21 protein-coding genes are annotated in these 17,821 nt (G+C 67.4%); 16 read left to right on the top strand and 5 right to left on the bottom strand.

The window, feature by feature from the left end; all coding sequences use genetic code 11:
• Window positions 1-11: 11 nt before the first annotated feature.
• The 15 genes from ACFSC3_RS07725 to ACFSC3_RS07655 all read left to right on the top strand — a co-directional run bounded on the left by ACFSC3_RS07725 (window position 12) and on the right by ACFSC3_RS07655 (window position 12,319).
• Complete coding sequence (locus ACFSC3_RS07725) at window positions 12-740, top strand: FliH/SctL family protein (protein WP_380939831.1); 729 nt, start codon at window positions 12-14, stop codon at window positions 738-740.
• Window positions 734-2,065, top strand: coding sequence for a FliI/YscN family ATPase (locus ACFSC3_RS07720; RefSeq protein ID WP_380939830.1), 1,332 nt, complete (start codon window positions 734-736; stop codon window positions 2,063-2,065). Before ACFSC3_RS07725 ends, ACFSC3_RS07720 begins: the two co-directional genes overlap by 7 nt.
• Window positions 2,058-2,486, top strand: coding sequence for a hypothetical protein (locus tag ACFSC3_RS07715; protein ID WP_380939829.1), 429 nt, complete (start codon window positions 2,058-2,060; stop codon window positions 2,484-2,486). Before ACFSC3_RS07720 ends, ACFSC3_RS07715 begins: the two co-directional genes overlap by 8 nt.
• A gap of 39 nt (window positions 2,487-2,525) precedes the next feature.
• A complete protein-coding gene (locus tag ACFSC3_RS07710; protein ID WP_380939828.1) occupies window positions 2,526-4,346 on the top strand; it encodes a flagellar hook-length control protein FliK in 1,821 nt (606 codons plus the stop codon).
• Window positions 4,347-4,363: 17 nt separating this feature from the next.
• Complete coding sequence (locus ACFSC3_RS07705; RefSeq protein WP_380939827.1) at window positions 4,364-5,026, top strand: flagellar basal body-associated FliL family protein; 663 nt, start codon at window positions 4,364-4,366, stop codon at window positions 5,024-5,026.
• 6 nt (window positions 5,027-5,032) lie between these two features.
• On the top strand, window positions 5,033-6,007 hold the full coding sequence (locus ACFSC3_RS07700) for a flagellar motor switch protein FliM (RefSeq protein WP_380939826.1): 975 nt from the start codon (window positions 5,033-5,035) through the stop codon (window positions 6,005-6,007).
• On the top strand, window positions 6,004-6,312 hold the full coding sequence (gene fliN / locus ACFSC3_RS07695) for a flagellar motor switch protein FliN (protein WP_380939825.1): 309 nt from the start codon (window positions 6,004-6,006) through the stop codon (window positions 6,310-6,312). The genes ACFSC3_RS07700 and fliN overlap by 4 nt, the downstream gene beginning before the upstream one ends.
• Before the next feature lie 15 nt (window positions 6,313-6,327).
• Entirely contained in the window at window positions 6,328-6,597 is a 270-nt protein-coding gene (locus tag ACFSC3_RS07690; RefSeq protein WP_380939824.1) for a flagellar biosynthetic protein FliO, read from the top strand.
• Window positions 6,598-6,674: 77 nt separating this feature from the next.
• Window positions 6,675-7,433: a flagellar type III secretion system pore protein FliP gene (gene fliP / locus ACFSC3_RS07685; protein ID WP_380940888.1), complete on the top strand. Its 759-nt coding sequence runs from the start codon at window positions 6,675-6,677 to the stop codon at window positions 7,431-7,433.
• A gap of 137 nt (window positions 7,434-7,570) precedes the next feature.
• Complete coding sequence (gene fliQ, locus ACFSC3_RS07680; RefSeq protein WP_380939823.1) at window positions 7,571-7,840, top strand: flagellar biosynthesis protein FliQ; 270 nt, start codon at window positions 7,571-7,573, stop codon at window positions 7,838-7,840.
• A 148-nt stretch (window positions 7,841-7,988) separates the two neighbouring features.
• The gene (gene fliR / locus ACFSC3_RS07675; RefSeq protein WP_380939822.1) at window positions 7,989-8,765 is read left to right on the top strand and encodes a flagellar biosynthetic protein FliR; all 777 of its coding nucleotides are present in this window, start codon (window positions 7,989-7,991) and stop codon (window positions 8,763-8,765) included.
• Entirely contained in the window at window positions 8,762-9,886 is a 1,125-nt protein-coding gene (locus ACFSC3_RS07670; RefSeq protein WP_380939821.1) for an EscU/YscU/HrcU family type III secretion system export apparatus switch protein, read from the top strand. Before fliR ends, ACFSC3_RS07670 begins: the two co-directional genes overlap by 4 nt.
• Before the next feature lie 44 nt (window positions 9,887-9,930).
• Window positions 9,931-11,337, top strand: coding sequence for a flagellar filament capping protein FliD (fliD, locus tag ACFSC3_RS07665; protein ID WP_380939820.1), 1,407 nt, complete (start codon window positions 9,931-9,933; stop codon window positions 11,335-11,337).
• The gene (locus ACFSC3_RS07660; protein WP_380939819.1) at window positions 11,337-11,735 is read left to right on the top strand and encodes a flagellar export chaperone FliS; all 399 of its coding nucleotides are present in this window, start codon (window positions 11,337-11,339) and stop codon (window positions 11,733-11,735) included. Before fliD ends, ACFSC3_RS07660 begins: the two co-directional genes overlap by 1 nt.
• A 32-nt stretch (window positions 11,736-11,767) precedes the next feature.
• Window positions 11,768-12,319, top strand: a complete 552-nt coding sequence (locus ACFSC3_RS07655; RefSeq protein ID WP_380939818.1) for an NADPH-dependent FMN reductase — start codon at window positions 11,768-11,770, stop codon at window positions 12,317-12,319.
• Window positions 12,320-12,512: 193 nt separating this feature from the next.
• On the opposite strand, the gene ACFSC3_RS07650 is transcribed toward ACFSC3_RS07655, so the two are convergent.
• The 5 genes from ACFSC3_RS07650 to argH all read right to left on the bottom strand — a co-directional run bounded on the left by ACFSC3_RS07650 (window position 12,513) and on the right by argH (window position 17,188).
• Entirely contained in the window at window positions 12,513-13,460 is a 948-nt protein-coding gene (locus ACFSC3_RS07650; protein WP_380939817.1) for a CorA family divalent cation transporter, read from the bottom strand.
• The gene (locus ACFSC3_RS07645; protein WP_380939816.1) at window positions 13,457-14,200 is read right to left on the bottom strand and encodes a precorrin-2 dehydrogenase/sirohydrochlorin ferrochelatase family protein; all 744 of its coding nucleotides are present in this window, start codon (window positions 14,198-14,200) and stop codon (window positions 13,457-13,459) included. The genes ACFSC3_RS07650 and ACFSC3_RS07645 overlap by 4 nt, the downstream gene beginning before the upstream one ends.
• Before the next feature lie 120 nt (window positions 14,201-14,320).
• Complete coding sequence (gene lysA, locus ACFSC3_RS07640; protein WP_380940887.1) at window positions 14,321-15,577, bottom strand: diaminopimelate decarboxylase; 1,257 nt, start codon at window positions 15,575-15,577, stop codon at window positions 14,321-14,323.
• A 4-nt stretch (window positions 15,578-15,581) separates the two neighbouring features.
• On the bottom strand, window positions 15,582-15,815 hold the full coding sequence (locus ACFSC3_RS07635; protein ID WP_380939815.1) for a hypothetical protein: 234 nt from the start codon (window positions 15,813-15,815) through the stop codon (window positions 15,582-15,584).
• Window positions 15,812-17,188, bottom strand: a complete 1,377-nt coding sequence (gene argH / locus ACFSC3_RS07630) for an argininosuccinate lyase (protein ID WP_380940886.1) — start codon at window positions 17,186-17,188, stop codon at window positions 15,812-15,814. The genes ACFSC3_RS07635 and argH overlap by 4 nt, the downstream gene beginning before the upstream one ends.
• Window positions 17,189-17,204: 16 nt before the next feature.
• Between argH and ACFSC3_RS07625 the strand changes: the two genes are divergently transcribed.
• Window positions 17,205-17,807 carry a TlpA family protein disulfide reductase gene (locus ACFSC3_RS07625; RefSeq protein WP_380939814.1) on the top strand — a complete coding sequence of 201 codons (603 nt, stop codon included), beginning with the start codon at window positions 17,205-17,207 and terminating at the stop codon, window positions 17,805-17,807.
• The last annotated feature ends 14 nt before the right edge of the window (window positions 17,808-17,821 follow it).

Genomic DNA, 17,821 nt, shown 5'->3' with positions numbered 1-17,821 from the left:
GGATATGCGGCATGACCGATTTTCAGGCCGGCTTCGTCAGCCGCCACGATGCCGCTGCCGCCGCCCTCAGCGCCGCCTTCGCGGTGCCCGGCGGGTTCGAGCCGCGTGATCTGGCCGGCACCCATTCGCGCGGACGCCCCAGGAGCTTTTCGCCGCAGGGCGAAGGCGGGCCACGCCACTTCACGCCGTTCGACCCCGACAACCGTTCCACCGATGGGTGGGACATGTTGAACCCGGACGACACCAACGGCTTTTCCGATCCGGTCGCCGCCGCTCGTGATGCGGCGCACGCCGAAGGCTTCGCCGCCGGCCTGGCGCACGCAGCCGCCGAGGCAGGGCGCGACCGGGCACTGGCCGATGCGCTGGGCGCGGCGCTTGGCGCCGGCGTCGCCTTCGACCGCGATCGCCTCGCCCTCCAGTTGCGCCAGACCGTGTTACTGCTCGTCAGCCGCGTCGTCGGCGACGTCGGTGTCTCCGCCGATTTGCTCACGCAACGGATCGAGACCGCGGTCGAGGCACTGGCCGATTCGGCCGAAAGCGCGCTGCTGCGCCTGAACCCGTCCGACGTCGGTCTTGTCGAGGGCCGCCTGCCCGCGACGCTGTTCGCCGTCGGCGACCCGCATGTCACACGCGGTAGCTTCGTCCTCGAAAGCGCCTCGACCATCGTCGAGGACGGCCCCGACCGCTGGCTCGAGCAGCTGACCGCGGCGATCGACAAGGTGGCTACGCCGTCGTGCTGAACGATTTCGCCGGCCGTTATCTCGCCGATCTGGGCGCAAGCGACTTCACGCCGCGCCCGTCGATCTCCGGGCGGCTCGCCTCGTACGACGGCCTGCTGATGGAAGCGGTCGGCCTGGCGTTGCCGGTCGGCACCGTCTGCATGATCGGCGGCGGCGAGCATGGCGCGGTCGAGGCCGAAGTCATCGGCTTCCGCTCGGGCCGCACCATCCTGATGAATCTCGGCGGTCCCGCCGCCCTGTTGCCCAACGCCCCCGTCCGGCCGATCGGCCCGCCGGGCGAGGCGGAGGTCGGCGCCGCCCTGCTCGGCCGCGTGGTCGACGGGTCGGGCAAGCCGATCGACGGCAAGGGACCGATCCGCGGTGCCCAACGCTGGCCGCTGGCCGGCCGGCTCCAGTCCCCGCTCGATCGCGGGCGCGTGCTCCAGCCGATGGACGTCGGCGTCCGCGCGATCAACGGCCTGCTCACCATCGGCCAGGGTCAGCGCGTCGGCATCATGGCCGGATCGGGGGTCGGCAAGTCGGTGCTGCTCGGCATGATGGTCCGGGCGGCCAAGGCCGATGTCGTCGTCGTCGGCCTGATCGGCGAGCGCAGCCGCGAAGTCGCCGACTTCCTGGAAACCAAGGTTCACGGCGAAGCCCGCGCGCGCTCGGTCGTCGTCGCCGTGCCCGCCAACCATTCTCCCGTGCTCCGCATCCGCGGCGCCCTGCGCGCCACCGCGATCGCCGAAGCGTTCCGCGCCGAGGGCAAGCGCGTCCTGCTCATCATGGATTCGCTCACCCGCGTCGCGCACGCCGGTCGCGAGATCGGGCTGGCACTCGGCGAACCGGCATCGGCGCGCGGCTATCCGCCCTCGGCCATCGCGATGCTGCCCAACCTGATCGAGCGCGCCGGCACCTGCGCGCTGACCGGCGGGTCGATCACCGCTATCTACACGGTGCTGGCGGACGGCGATGACGGCAATGATCCGGTCGTCGATTCGGCGCGATCGATCCTCGATGGCCATATCGTGCTCAACCGCGCGCTCGCCGAACGCGGCGTCTATCCCGCGATCGACGTCGGTCCTTCGGTCAGCCGCGTGATGACCGACATCACGTCGAAACCGCATCAGCATGCCGCACGCGTGCTGCGCCGGCACCTCGCGACCTATGAAGAGAACCGCGACCTCGTACTGATGGGCGCATATCGTGCCGGTGCCGATCCGCAGATCGACGCCGCCATCGCCTATCATCCCGCCGTCATGGACTATGTCCGTCAGGATTCGGACGCCGTCGTGCCGCTGGACGAAGCGATCGCCGAACTGACCGGCGTCTTCGGCGATGGCTGACAAGCACAAGCAGAAGCTCGACCGCCTGCTGCGCGTCCGCACGCTCCAGCTGAACCTGGTCCGCGCGGGCGAGGCGGCGGCAAACGCGAAGCTCGACAGCGAGACCGCGCTTCAGACGCGCATCCGCAAGCTGGCGGACAACGTCGCGCCGCGGGTGAATGACGATGGCTATGCCTCGAACATGGCGGCTGCCGCCTATTACCGCGACCGGCTCCACGCTTCCGCTGTCGCCGCCGACGCGCGACGCGCGATGGCGGAAGCGGGGGTCGAGCGCGCGCGCGCCGCGACGCAGGAGGCGCGCCGCGACCAGTCCGCGATCGAGAAGCTGATCGTTCGTGCCGAGGCTCAGATCGCGCTGAAGGAACTGCGCGCGATGGAGGATGCGCCATCGTTCAAGAGAAAACGGCACGATCCTTGCTGATCTGGTGACGACATCTCGTCACAGGACCTGATCCGACCCATGATCGAACTGACCGCCCTGCCGCTGTCGCCTGCGCTTTCCCCCTCGCGGCCGGCCGGGCTCGCCCTGTCCACCACCAGCGACTTCGCGCTTGCGCTCGCCGATCTGGCGGGCGGTGGCGCATCGCCGATGCTGTCGGATGCAGGGATCATGAAGACATCGATCGCGGTGGCGGCGGGGCAAACCGCTGCCGCACCCGGCAACATCTTGCCGATCGCGACGCCCACCACCCTGCCCGCGCCCGCAAGACCAGCCGTCACCGTAGCTACGTCAGAGGCCGTCGCCACCGAGGCCTCGACACCCAAGTCTTCGTCGGGCGAGACGGTGTTGCCCCCCGATCCGGCGACGACGAAGCTCGCAAGGGCGCGCGCCCGTCGCGTGCTCGCAGCGGTACCGGACCCAAGGATTGCCGCCGCCAGCGCCGGTCGATCGGCCGATCCGGCGGACATCGCCCATGTCGACCGGCCAAGCGACGACGACACGGCCACATCCGGACAGAAGGACGGCTCCGCCCAGAACCTTCCACAGCCCGAAGCGCTTGCCGCGACACCCCCGCCCCCTGCCCCGATCATTGTCGATTCGCCGGCACCATTGCCCGCGACCGCGAAAATTCGTGCTGCGACACCGATCACAGTCGCGGATGTGCCTGTCGCGCCGGGCGTAGCGCGGGGGACCTCGGCTGGCGCTCCAAACCCGCAGGTCATGCCCGCCCAGACCGCTGTAGCTGATGCCGGAGTCCGATCGTCTCCGGCGGTCGCAGCCGCCGCACCGGGTGTCGACGCCCCGACGGACCGCGCGACGGTTCGCCTCGCAGCTGCAATCGTCGCTGCGCCGGGTGTCGCCGCATCGCAGCCCCGGCCGGTCGAGGCATCTGCGCACGGTCCCAGTACCGGCGCTGCCGCCTCGATGACATTGCCGCCCGATCGTTCGCAGGCCCTGAGATTTACCACGTCCGCCCCCACCGCATCCGATCAACTGTCACGCCTTGGCGCCGACACGGTGCGACCGGCGACGGTTGCAGTGGAACGGCCGGCTCCGGCTGTCCCAATCGCGTCCGCTACATCGCCGATCGTGCAGGCCGTCGATCCGGCGTCGCAGCCTCAAGCCGGGTCACAGAGCGAGATAGCTATCGCGGCTCCCGCAACCGGCACGCGCGCCGAATCGCACCACCGGACGGCGACGCCCGAACAGCCCGCCCCGGCTATCCAGATGCCGGCGATCGCGCCGCGCGATATCCAGCCGGCCGCGCGGATGTTCGCGCAGGCGATGTTCGCCGCCGCGCCGCCGGTCGATCGCGACGAGCCGTCGAGCGAAGCGCTGCCGATCGCACTGCTGGGCGGAACCGCGCCGACACAGCTCGCCACGACCCCGCTCGCCGTCCACGCGAGCGCCGCCGCCGACCAGGCCGCGCTCGACATGAGCCGTGCCGACTGGATGACGTCGATGATCGACCGGATCGAAACGATCCGCGACGAATCGGGCGGTGTCGCCGAGACGCGGATGAAGCTCTCACCCGATGCACTGGGGAACATCGACGTCGCGCTGCGGCGTGACGACGCCGGCCAGATCCGCGTCGATATCACCGCCGATACGACGCAGGCCCGCACCATCCTGAACGACGCCGCGCCGCGGCTGGCCGACATGGCGGAGGCACGCGGGCTGAAGCTCGGCGGCGCGACCGTCGATACCGGTGGCAGCTTCGCCGATTCGGGCCGCCGCGACGCGCAGCAGGCACCGACCGCGACTCCGCGCCGTCCCGCTTCCGCCGCGACCGACACGTCCGCCGCGACATCCGACTCAACCGAAACACGACTTGCCTGACACGAAAGGACTGACACATGAGCGACAAGGCGGAGGCTCCCGAAGGCGGGGCCAAGAAGAAGAAGGGCAAGCTCGGCAAGCTGCTGGTGGTCGGCGTCGGCCTGATTGCGCTGGTCGGCGGCGGCGTGGGTGCCGGCCTTTATGCGGCCAACAGCGGCCTGATCGGCGGCGGTGGCCATGCCGAGAAGGAAGAGGACAAGAACACCCCCCACCTCGTCCCCAAGTCCGAGGAAAAGCGCGCATCGGCCGCCGGCGGCGAGGGTGGTGAGGGCGGCCACGGCGGTGGCGGCGAAGGCGAATCGGAGGGCGGCAGCGAAAAGGCCGAGGGCCTGCCGACTCCGGCCGGCGAAGGCGGCGACAAATATGCCTCCAACTACTTCACGTTGGAAAAGGAGTTCACCTCCAACCTGAAGGAAAGCGTGCACTTCATCCAGGTCGGCATCGCGGTCTCCACGCCCTACGACGACCGGGTCATCGACAATCTGAAAACTCACGAGATCGCGGTGCGCTCCGCCATCCTGATGACGCTGAGCAACACCGACGAGGAATCGGTCTTTACCCAGGAAGGCAAGGAGCAGCTGCAGCGCAAACTGACCCAGGCGATCAACGGCGTCCTCAAACAAAAAGAGGGATTCGGCGGCATTGGTAACGTCTACTTTACCAATTTCGTTGTTCAGTGAACGTGCATGGTTAACAGCGCGGCAACGGACACGAACGAGCGACGCGGACGGTCGAGGGGAACGGCGGATCACGCCGCCTCCCTGGGCGTCGCGAATCTCAATCCGTTCGGGGACCTCCACACGCTGCAACATCTCTCCGCGCGTCTCGCCCGGAGTTTTCGCGGCGTGTTCGAGCCCGTGCTGCGCCGGAACATCCGGACCTGGGCCGAGCCGCTGGTCGTCCAGCGCTTCGCCGACTATTCGGCCGAGCGTGACGGCCTGCTGACCGCCTGGCTGCCGCTGGCTATGACGCCGGGCGACATGCGTGCCTTCGTCATGTTCGACGGCGGCTTCGTCATGGAGACGCTCGACCTGTTCTTCGGCGGTCCCGGCGACCGCCCGCGCAATCTGCCGAGCGAATTCACGCCCGCGGGAGAGGCGATGATCGGCCGGTTGGGCCGAATGATCGTCGCGCCGCTCAGCAACGCCTGGACGCCGCTCGCCCGCATCGAATTCGACTGCGGCAATCCGGAAGGTTCGCCCGCGCTGCTCCAGGGCTTCGACGGCGACGATGCGATGATCGTCACCCGTTTCGGCCTGTCGGGCACGGATACCGATCCGATCTTCATCGACATCGTCTACCCGGTCGCCGCGCTGAAGCCGTTCGCGCCGACGCTGACCGGCAAGGTGCTGGGTCGCTCCGCGCCCGAGCCCAAGTGGCGCAGCGGCCTGACCCGCGCGGCGATGAACGTCCGCTTCCCGGTCCGCTCGGTCCTGGCCGAACCCACCATCTCGCTCGCGCAGCTGATGGAGCTGAAGGTGGGCGACGTCGTCCCCGTCAGCTTCGGTGCCGAAGTGCCCGTCATGGTCGGTCGCGACCGGCTGGGCCAGGGCATCGTCGGCACGTCGAACGGCAAGGCCGCGATCCGCATCACCAAGCTCGATCGCGAAGGCGACGAAGACATCAACGCACACGACGCTTACGAAGAGGACGATCGATGAACGACATGGCCGGCGGATTTCCGCCAGTGTCCTCCCTTGGCGACGCATCGGTCGCGGCCAATTTCCGGCTGCTTCAGGATGTCGACGTCAAGCTGACGGTCGAGATCGGCTCGACCAGCCTGACGCTGCGCGAACTGCTCGCGCTGGGCGAGGCAAGCGTGATCGAGCTCGATCGCCATGCCAACGAACTGCTCGATGTTTTTGTCAACGGCACCCTCATCGGCCGCGGCGAAGTCGTGACCGTCGGCGAGAAGTTCGGCGTGCGGATGACCGAGCTGGTCAGCCCCGACAAGCGCGATCGCTGAGGAAGGTCTGACGTCATGATGTGGTCCTACATCCTGAAGCTGGTCGTGCTGCTGCCTTTGGTCTGCGGCCTGCTGGTCGGCTGCCTCTATCTGTGGCGGCGCCTGGAGGCCCGCCTGCCCCGCAACCAGGGCGAGCGGATGCTGAAGGTCAAGGAGACGATGATGATCTCCCCCGGCCTGCGCCTGGCGGTGCTCGATTTCGAAGGACGCCGGCTGCTGATCTCGGTCGGCCGCGGCGGTGTGACCCTGATCGACAAGGCGGGCATCGGGAGGGACGGTCAGTGACCCTCGCACAAGCCTTCCTGCCCGACATGCGCAGTAATTCCGGCCGGACGTTCCGCGGCCTGATCATCGTGTTCGCGATGATGACGGCGTTGCTGGTCGCCTTCCCGGCCTTCGCACAGACCGTGCCGCCGGTGCCTGCGCCTGCCGCGCCCGGTGTCGGCGATGCCGTCGACCGTGCGCTCGGCCAGCTGGGCGGCGGTCAGGCGCCGCTGTCGCTGTCGCTGCAAGTCCTCATCATCATGGGGCTGCTCACGGTCCTGCCGGGCATCCTGCTGATGATGACCAGCTTCACGCGGATCGTCATCGTGCTGGCGATCCTGCGCCAGGCGCTGGGCCTCCAGAACTCGCCGCCCAACCAGGTCATCATCGGCCTGTCGTTGTTCCTGTCGTTCTTCGTGATGGCGCCGGTCGTCTCTCAGGTGAACGAGAACGGCCTGAAGCCCTATGCCGCCGGCCAGATCAATGCGACCCAGTTGATCGAACGCGGCGGCGACAGCTTCCACGCCTTCATGCTGAAGCAGACGCGGGTGAAGGACGTCACCATGTTCGCCGGCATCGCCAAGGTCGGGCCGATCGCGAGCCCCAAGGACACACCCTTCTCGATCCTGCTGCCGGCCTTCGTCACGTCGGAACTGAAGACCGCGTTCCAGATCGGTTTTCTGATCTTCCTGCCCTTCATTGTCATCGATCTGGTGGTGGCGACCGTCCTCATGTCGCTGGGCATGATGATGCTCAGTCCACAGATCATCTCGCTGCCGTTCAAGCTGCTGCTGTTCGTCCTCGTCGACGGCTGGGCGCTGACGATGGGCAGCCTCGCCAACAGTTTCGTGAGTTAGGCCTTTGGCTGTCATCAGAACACCGTTCGCACTGAGCTTGTCGAAGTGCTGCCCTTTCTTCGGGCGGCAAGCGAACCGGCACGAAGACAAAGGGCAGGGCTTCGACAAGCTCAGCCCGAACGGACTGGTTTGAGATCATGGACGCCGACTACTTCCTGACCGTCGCGCGCGAAGCGATGTGGGTGCTCGCGCTCGCGTCCGCCCCGATCCTGATCCCCGCGCTCGTCTCCGGCCTCATCCTCGGCATGATCCAGGCTGCGACCTCGATCAACGAGCAGACCTTGTCGTTCGTGCCGAAGCTGATCGTCGTGGCGGTGAGCATCGTCGTGTTCGGGGCGATGATCCTCGGGCTGCTGGGCGACTTCACGACCAGCATCTTCGAGCGCATTCCGGAGCTCGTCAGGTGACCAATACCCCTCTCCCTGTGGGAGAGGGAGGGGCCTGCTCGGCGCAGCCGAGTGGGAGGGTGAGGGCAGCCGTAAGCGCCCTCGCCTGCCCTCACCCTTCCGCCGGCTTCGCCAGCTCCCTCCCTCTCCCGATGGGAGAGGGATAAGCGTGCTCGGCTTTGGTCTAAGCATAGAACCCCAGCTCTGGGCGCTCCTCTTCACGATGGTGCGCGTTGGAGCGGCATTCGTGGCGGCACCCGTCTTCGGCGCGGTCGCGGTGCCGCTGCCTGTGCGCATCACGCTGTCGGGCGCGATCGGCATCCTGGTCCTCAACAGCCAGAGCTACGCCGTCCCAACCGAAGTCTTCGCCCTCACCACCTTCGTCTCGATCGCCGCCGAGATCCTCGTCGGCCTGACGATCGGCTTCATCCTCCAGATCGCCTTTGCAGCGCCTTTGGTGGCGAGTGAATTGATCGGTACGTCGATGGGGATCGGCTTCGCACAAGCAGTCGATCCGCTGAACGGCACGTCGTCACCGGCGCTCGGCCAGTTCCTGTCGATCCTGCTGACCCTCCTGTTCCTGTCGGTCGACGGGCATCTGATCCTGGTCGACCTGATCGTGCGCTCCTATCAGGCGCTGCCGCCGGGCGCCGCCTGGATCGCGCCGGAGCGGTTGCGCAACATCGCCTTCTTCGGCGGTTATGCCTTCCTCGCCGGACTGCTCCTCGCGCTGCCGGTCGGCTTCCTGCTGCTCTGCCTCAACCTCGTTGTCGGGATGCTGTCGCGCTCGGCGCCGGCGATGAACCTGTTCGCGGTCGGCCTGCCCGCCAGCCTTGCGGTCGGCGTCGTAGCGCTGATGATCGCCCTGCCCGCGATGGGCGACTATATGCTCGTCATCGTCCATGAGACGATCGAGATGACCAGCACATTGGTGCTTGGCGGATGAGCGGAGGCGGCGAAAAGACAGAAGCCCCAACAGCCAGGCGCCGCCAAAAGGCGCTTGATGACGGGCAGATGCTGCGCAGCAAGGAGTTCGCCTCCGCGCTGGGCGTCCTCATCGGTTGCGCGTGGCTGGCGATGCTCGGCCCCGCGATGCTGTCCGCGCTGAAGGGCGTGATGGCCGCCGGCTTCACCTTCGGCCGCGCCGATATCGAGCATTTCGAACCCTTCCGCCCGTTGGCCCAGGCGGGTGCGAAGCTGATGCCCTCGCTGCTGATCCTCTTCGCCATCTCGATCGTCGGCGCGATCATCAGCCAGGCGGGGCTCGGCGCGTTGCATTTCAATCCCAAGCTGATGGCGCCCAAACCGTCGAAGCTGAACCCCGCCTCCGGCCTGAAGCGCATCTTCGGGATGAACGGCTGGGTCGAGCTCGCCAAGTCGCTGTTGAAGGTCGCGCTGCTCGGGTCGATCGGCGCCTATATGCTGTGGTCGATGCGCGCGCGGATGATCGGGCTCGCCACGTCCGACTTCCACCGCGCGATCGACCAGTTGGGCGGCACGTTCATGACGCTCTTGTTCGTCATGTCGGGCGGACTCGTGCTGATCGCGCTGATCGACGTGCCGATCCAGGCCATCCGCCTGCTCAACCAGCTGAAGATGACCAAGGACGAGGTCAAGGACGAGCATAAGGAGGCCGAGGGCAATCCGGAGAACAAGGCCAATCTGCGCGCCCGCCAGCGCGAGATCCTGAAGGGCGGTTTCCGCAAGGCGATGTCGGGCGCGCATGTCGTGCTGACCAACCCGACCCATTTCTCGGTCGTGCTGCGCTACGATCAGGGGCAGGATCAGGTGCCCGTCGTCGTCGCCAAGGGCCGCGGCGCGACCGCGCTCGCCATCCGCGAACTCGCCGCCGAGATGCGCCTGCCGGTGCTCGAATATCCGACGCTGGCCCGCGGTATCTACTACACCAGCAAGGAGGGCCAAGAGATCCGCGACGACCTGTATCTCGCGGTCGCGACCGTCCTCGCCTTCGTCTTCGGCGTCAATCAGGCGGCCGGCGGCCTGCAGCCGTTGGTTACCGTTCCGGCAACCGCAAGATTTGACGAAAACGGCGTCAAACAGGGCTAAATCTTATGCTCGTTCGGTCGATCTAACAGGCGAAGGGAACGCACGTGGTCGATTCGATTGCAAAGACGCTCGGCGTGGGATCGGGCATCGACATCGGGGCGCTGGTAACCGGTCTCGTGTCGGCCCAGTTCGACGTGAAGGGCAAGCAGCTCGACGCGCGGACCGAGACGCTCACCTCGCAGATCTCGTCGATCGGCGAATTGAAGAGCGGGATGACCACCTTCGCCTCGGCGCTGTCGACCCTGGTCAAGGGCGGCACGCTGGCGACGCAGGCGACCAGCAGCAACACGGCCATCGTCAAGGCGAGCGTGAAGAGCGGCAGCCAGGTCTCCACACTGTCCAACACCGTCGAGGTTCGTCAGCTCGCCGCTGCACAGGTCGCCGCTTCCGCGACCATCCCCTCGGGCACGCAGCTCGGCACCGGCAGCATCAAGATCCAGTTCGGCACCTACGACGAGAACGGCGCCTTCCAGCCCGACGCGACCGACATTCCCGCCATCGACATCGACGATGCCGCCAATTCAACCCCCAGCGCGATCGCGGCGAAGATCAACGCCGCCGCCAGCGGGCTGACCGCGTCGGTCATCACCGACGGCACCGGCGAGCGCCTGTTGCTCAAGAGCGAGAGCGGTGCCGCCCGCGCCTTCACCATCGCCACGACCGGCGGCTCGGCGGACTTCGTGAGCGCGCTCGACGTGACGGCCAATGATGCGAAGATCGCGACCCGCGCCGCGGATGCCAAGATCGCGGTCGACGGGGTCGAGGTTTCGCGCACGACCAACAGCATCACCGACCTGATCCCCGGCATCCGCCTGGACCTGCAATCGGCGGTTCCCGGTACGAAAGTCAGCTTGGGCGTGACGCCGGCCACCTCCGCGCTCAGCCAGGCGGTCAACGACGTCGTCACGACGTTCAACGAACTCTACAAACTGCTTCAGGCCGCGACCGACCCGATCAACGGCAAACTCGCCCGCGATCCGGCCGCGCAGCAGATGAAGCGCGAACTGCGGTCGCTGACGCTGACCAACCTGACCGGCGCGACCGACGGCAGCCCGACTTCGCTGGCCGAGATCGGCGTCGCCACCAACAAGGACGGCACGCTGAGCATCGACGCGCGCCGCCTCTCCGCATCGATCGCCGCCAATCCCCAGGCGGTCGAGGCGATGTTCACCGATCGCGGCGTCCGTTCGTCGCGCGATGGCCTGTCGGCGGCACTGAACGCGGTGTCGGCGACAGTCACCAGCGCGACCTTCGGCCTCGGCGCGTCGCAGACCAGCTACACCAAGGCCCAGGCGAAGATCACCAGCCAGAAGGCCGAGCTGGCCACCGCCCAGGAAAAGGCCAAGACCCGCCTGACCCAGCAATATGCGACGATGGATTCGCGGGTGGCCGCGTACAAGGCGACGCAGAGCTTCCTCACCAACCAGATCGCAGCGTGGAATTCGAACTGATGGCCCGTTATTCCACCGCCTTCGCCAGTCCCGAAGCGACCTACCGCTCGGTCGACATGGCGAGCCGCGTCGGCAGCGAGGATGCCGCCGGTCTCGTCGCGCTGCTCTACGCGGAATGTTCGCGTGCGCTGCGTTCGGCGGCGTGGGCGGCCGAAAATCATCGCTACGACGTGAAGAGCGAGCGGGTCACCCGCGCCATTGCGATCCTGTTCGCGCTGGAGGCAGGGCTCGACTTCGATGCCGGCGGCGACCTGTCCTACACGCTGGCCCGCATGTACCAGGGCGCGCGCAAGCAAGTTACCGACGCCAGCCTGGGGCTCGATCCCAAACCCTTCCTGATGGTCGCCGAGACACTCGACGAAATCGCCGGAGCCTGGAACAGCGTACGCCGCGCGTGACGGCGACGCATCGAGCCGCTAATCGGCGGACGATGATACAGTCGCAGACCGCCGCTCCGCATATCGTCGCCCTGGGTGGAACCGGTCGCGCGCAATCCTCGACCGGTGCGGCGCTGGCCCGTGCGCTCGCCATCGCCGAGAGCCGCGGTGCGCGCACGACCCTGCTGACCGGCGACGCGATCGCCTTTCCGAATTTCGAGCCCGGTCAGACCGCCACCGACCCGACGCTGGCCGCCTTCCTGGCGGCGTTGCGCTCGGCCGACGGGATCATCATCGGCTCGCCCGGTTATCACGGCACCTTTTCTGGCCTGGTCAAGAATGCGCTCGACCATGTCGAACTGATGTCGGGCGACGAGCGCCCCTATTTCCACGGCCTGCCCGTCGGCCATATCGCCACCGCCGCAGGATGGCAGGCCGCCGTCGCCACGCTGATCGGCCTGCGCAGCATCACCCACGCCCTGCGCGGCTGGCCGACACCGCTGGGCGTCGCGATCAACACCGCCGAGGGGCCAGACGCGATCGACCGCGCCGAATCACAACTGACGATCATGGTCGACCAGATGTTTGATTTCCTGCGACGTTAGCGCTGCCCGTTAGTCGGCAGGCGAACCTGGGACGGACGACATTCAAATTTCCTCCCCTGCAAGGGGAGGGGGACCGCGCGCGCAGCGCGTGGTGGAGGGGTGTCCCGCTATCGAAAGCGCGACACCCCTCCGTCAACGCTCCGCACTGCCACCTCCCCTTGCAGGGGAGGATCGATGTAAATGTCGATCCGGCCTACCGCGTCCAGTGTCGCCAGCTGAACCACCCGGTAATCGCCGCTGCGATCGCGGCGCACAGCCCCAGGATCGCATCGAACGCCCAGGGCTCCTTGGCATAGGGCAAGCCTTCGACGTTCATCCCGTATAGCCCGGTCAGGAACGTCAGCGGCAGGAAGATCATCGCCGCGATCGCGATCACGAGGCTGCGCTGGTCGATCAGTTCGCCGCGCAGGTCGGTCAGCGTCTCGTGCATCAGCCCGGCGCGTTCGCGGATCGCCTCCACTTCTTCCGCCATGCGCGCGGCGCGGTCGGCGGCGGAGGACAAATGGACGCGATCGTCGTCGTGCATCCAGTCGACCGGCAGCGCAGCCAGCTTTTCCAGCGCGGCCCGCTGGGGGGCCAGGAAGCGACGATAGCCGATCGCCTCAATCCGCACCCGGTTGACGCGCTGGCGCAGACGAAAGGCGCGGATCGCTTCGATCTGCGTCTCACAGACGTCCAGCCGGTCGCCAAGATCGGCGACGACCGGATCGAGCTCTTCGGTGATCGCTGACGAAAATTCCGCGATCAGGTCGCCTGGGTCGCCGATCCGCCCCGCGATCACGCCCTGCTTGACGGTCTCCAGCGCCTTCAGTTGCCGGCGCATGACGGTATAGACATGGCCCGCGCTGGCATAGATCCGCACCGAAGCGAGTAGGTCGGTGCCCATGTCCGCTTCGGTCATGCCGCGCAGGTTGACCAGTGCGCCGTCGTCCATCGGCGTGCAGCGCGGTCGCGTCTCGGCCGCGACCAGTCCCTCGATCACGTAATCCGGCAGCTTCGCCTCTTCGCTCAGCCATGCCCGTGCGCGGTCGTCCGACACGCACAGATGCACCCAGATCAGATCGCCCGTCGCCGCCGGGGCGGTCTTCAGGTCGATCTCCTCGGCGCGGCCGTCGCGGATGGCATAGGCGAAACCGCTCATCGTCGCCTCTCTACCCACAAGGTCAGGCCGGGTTCCGTCGTGGCCGGCAACGCTCGCGCGATCCGCACCGCATCGGCCCGGGCGCGATCGAGGATGGCCGTAGCCACGTCCGGCGCATGATGGATGCGATCGGCAAGCGCGAGCAGTCGCGCCGCGCGAAGGGTCAAGTCATCGGGATCGTCGGTCACGATCAGGGTTTCGGTGCGCGACGGAACGACAGCTGCGGACGCGAGCCAAGCATCGACCGTCATCGGATGACCCAGCGGATCAAGTGCTCCACCGGGTGCCAGCGCCGCGCCGATCGCGCGCCGCCGGTCGCCGCCATCGGGCCACCGCATCCGCATCGCGCCACGGGCCGCCTGCAATCCCTTCGCCAAGGCGCCCAGGCCGGCCGGCAACAAGGCCTCCAGCCGCTGACGTAGCGCCGCCGCCAGTCCGGCCGACACGCCGCCTGTTCCGACCGCGACGATCACATCACCACGTTCGACGATTGCCGGCACGGTGAAATCGCACAGGTCGGGCCGGTCGACGACGTTGACCAGCAGCCCTCGCGCCTTCAGTCGCGCAACCGCGGCGTCATCGTCGACCACGATCGCCAGGGCGGCGTCGGTCGCATTCTCGCCGACGATCCGCGCGCCGGCGCGTTCGAGCAACCTGCGCTTGGCCTCGGCCGCTTCGCCGTTCCCGACGAGGATGACCGCACGATCCGTCAACCGAACGAAGACGGGGAGACTATGCACCTGATTTCGTCATCCCCGCGAAGGAGGGGATACATTGTGGCTGACGTCGAAGGTAGAGCCGCAAGGTCAGCCAGAATTGACCCCCGCCTTCGCGGGGATGACGAGGGGAACCGAGCAGGGTCACAACCAATCCGGCACCCGCTCCGCGCCCATCACCGTCTCCGCCGCGATCCGGTCGGCGACCACCGCATAGCGATCGCCATCGACCAGCACTTCGGGCACCAGCGCGCGGCTGTTGTAGGTCGACGCCATCGTCGCGCCATAGGCGCCGGCGGTGCGGAAGATGGCGAGATCGCCGCTCTCCACCACGTCGATCTCGCGGTTCTTGGCAAAGGTATCGCCGCTCTCGCACACCGGGCCGGCGATGTTCGCCACCATCCGCTCCCCGGTCTGCTCGACCGCCACGAAGTCGTGGAAGGCGTCATACAGCGCCGGTCGAGCGAGATCGTTCATCGCAGCATCGACGATCACCCAGGGATCGCCGACCGCCGGCTTCACCCAGATCACCTTGGTCAGCAGCACGCCAGCATTGCCCGCGATGACACGGCCAGGCTCAAACATCAGCGTGACTCCCCAGTCCTTCGTCACGCGTGCGACCATCGCGCCGAGTTCCGCCGGTGAGGGGAACACATCGTCGGGGCGATAGGGCACGCCCAGGCCGCCGCCGAGATCGACATGGGTGATCCTATGTCCCCGCGCGCGCAGCTCGGCAACCAGCTCGCCGATACGGACATAGGCCTGCTCCAGCGGCGCCAGGCTCTGCAACTGGCTGCCGATGTGTATGGCGACGCCGCGCAGGTCCAACCCGTCGAGGGGGGCGAGACGATCGAAGATCGCCACCGCATCGCTGATCGCAACGCCGAACTTGTTTTCCGCCTTGCCGGTCGAGATCTTGGCATGGGTGCCCGCATCGACGTCCGGATTGACTCGCAGCACGGCCGGCGCGCGCTGTCCCCGCTTCGCGGCGAGGGCGGCGAGGACACTGCCCTCCTCCTCCAGCTCCAGGTTGAACTGGCCGATCCCGGCGTCGAGCCCGGCCTCCAGCTCCATGACCGTCTTGCCGACGCCGGAGAAGACGATGTCCGCGGGCTTCATCCCTGCCGCCAGCGCACGACGCATTTCGCCGACCGAGACGACGTCGGCGCCATAGCCCATGTTGGCCATGATGCGCAGAACCGCCAGATTGGGGTTTGCCTTGATCGCGTAGGCCAAATGGATTTTGCCGGCCTGTTCCATCCCCTCGCGAAAGGCGCGGGCGTGGCGCTCGAACGTGCGGCGCGAATAGACGTAGACGGGGGTGCCGACCTCTTCCGCAATGCGGGTCAGGGGCACGTCTTCGGCGTGGAGCACGCCGTTCTTGGGAGCAAAATCGTCCATCGTCTCACTTCGGCGGAAGGTCGAATTCATCGCGTTCGCGCCGTTCGCTCGAACGCTGAAGGTCGTCGCTGCGGCTCGGGCGCGCCTGCACCGATGGCTGCATCAGCGCATTAGCGTCGGGCGTCGCGACGGCGCCATAAGGTTTGACCGGCAGCGATTTACCCGCGGTCGGTTGCAGTTCGCCGCGCGATCCGCATGCGGCGAGGGCCACCAACCCCAGCGCGACAAGATACCTCATGCCTCCGCCTCCCGTGCGGCCCGCGCCGCCGCGATCGCCCCACGCACTCGGTCCGGCGCGGTACCGCCGAAGCTCCGGCGGCTCGCGACCGAGGCATCGACCGTCAGCACGCCGTAGACGCGCGCATCGATCCGCGCGTCGATCGCGGTCAGTTCTTCGATCGGCAAGGCATCGAGTTTCACGTGAAGCGCTTCCGCCCGAGCAACCGCCCGTCCGGTGACATGATGGGCCTCACGGAACGGCAGCCCTGCTTCGCGGACCAGCCAGTCGGCGAGGTCGGTCGCCGTCGCAAATCCTGCCTCGGCCACGCCGCGCATCCGATCGGTGCGGAAGGTCGCGCTTTCGACCATGCCGGTCATCGCCGCGATCGACAGGGCGAGCAGGCCGTGACACTCGAACACAGGCGGCTTGTCGTCCTGCATGTCCTTCGAATAGGCGAGCGGCAGGCCCTTCATCGTGATCATCAGGCCGGTCATCAACCCGACGATCCGCCCGCTATGACCCCGTACGAGCTCGGCGGCGTCGGGGTTGCGCTTCTGCGGCATGATCGAGCTGCCGGTCGACCATTGGTCGGACAGCGAGACGAAGCCGAACGGCTGCGACGCCCACAGCACGAATTCCTCGGCCAGCCGGCTCAGGTGCAGCGCACACTGGCTGGCGCTGGTCAGATATTCGATCGCGAAGTCGCGGTCGCTGACCGAATCGAGGCTGTTGGTCGTCGGCCCGTCGAAGCCCAGCGCCGCTGCGGTCATCTCGCGGTCGATCGGAAAGCCCGTACCCGCCAGCGCCGCTGCGCCCAGCGGACAGCGGTTGAGCCGCGCACGCGCATCGGCGAACCGCGAACGATCGCGCGCGACCATGTCGTGATAGGCCATCAGGTGATGGCCCAGCGTCACCGGCTGCGCACTCTGCAAATGGGTGAAGCCGGGCATCACCGCATCGGCATGCTCCTCGGCGCGGGCGATCAGCGCATCGAGCAGCGCGCCCAGCGCAACATTGGCCTCGTCGATCGCATCACGCACCCACAGGCGGAAGTCGGTCGCGACCTGGTCGTTGCGGCTGCGCGCGGTATGCAGGCGGCCGGCGGGCGTACCGATCGCCTCGGCCAGCCGCGCCTCGGTCAGCATATGGATGTCTTCGAGCGCCAGATCCTCCGACACGCCGTTCGCCGCATAATCGTCGGCGACCTTTTCGAGGCCCGCGGTAATCGCATCGGCGTCCTCGCGTGCGACGATGCCGGTTTCCGCCAGCATCGCAACATGCGCCTTGGAGCCGGCAATATCCTGCCGCCACATTTGCTTGTCGAACGGGATCGAGGCATTGATCGCGCGCATGACCGCGGAGGGCCCTTCGGCGAACCTGCCGCCCCACATGCTGTTGGAGGAACTCATGCGCGTATCGCTCTACCCTGTGATCCTGGCCGCCGTGCTGACCGCCGGCTGCGATAGGCAATCGAACGCCCCCGCACAAGAAAACGTCGCTAGCGTATCGCCAAGCCCCGACGAGGTCAGCCCGGACGAGGTCGCACCCGCCGCCGCTCCAAAGGCCGCCGCCGCGCGCGAGATCGATCGCAGCCACAAGGGCGAAGTCGCGCCAGCCAACTCTTTCGCACGGTTGGACGGCAAGCTCGGTTCGATGGCGGAGTTCAAGGGCAAGCCCGTGCTGGTGAACCTGTGGGCGACCTGGTGCGCGCCGTGCGTGAAGGAACTGCCGACACTGGAGGCGCTGGCGAAGCGCGAGGCTGGCAAGCTGGCGATCGTCGCGCTCAGTCAGGACATGGACGCCGCCAAGGTCGCGCCGTTCGTCAGCGCCAAGGGCCTGAGCGCGCTCGATGTGCGGACCGATGGCAAGATGGCGTGGATTCCGAAGGTTACGCCGACACTGCCGACGACGATTCTCTACGGCTCCGACGGGCGCGAGATCTGGCGGATGGTCGGCGATTACGACTGGACGGGTGCCGAAACGGCGAAGCTTCTGGCGGAGGCCCGCTAACTCCCCTCCCCGGC

Origin of the sequence: Sphingomonas floccifaciens, from assembly GCF_042681125.1 — a bacterium.
GTDB lineage: Bacteria > Pseudomonadota > Alphaproteobacteria > Sphingomonadales > Sphingomonadaceae > Sphingomonas > Sphingomonas floccifaciens.
Note: the sequence above shows the minus strand (reverse complement) of the source record. Positions and strands in the feature narration are given on the sequence as shown.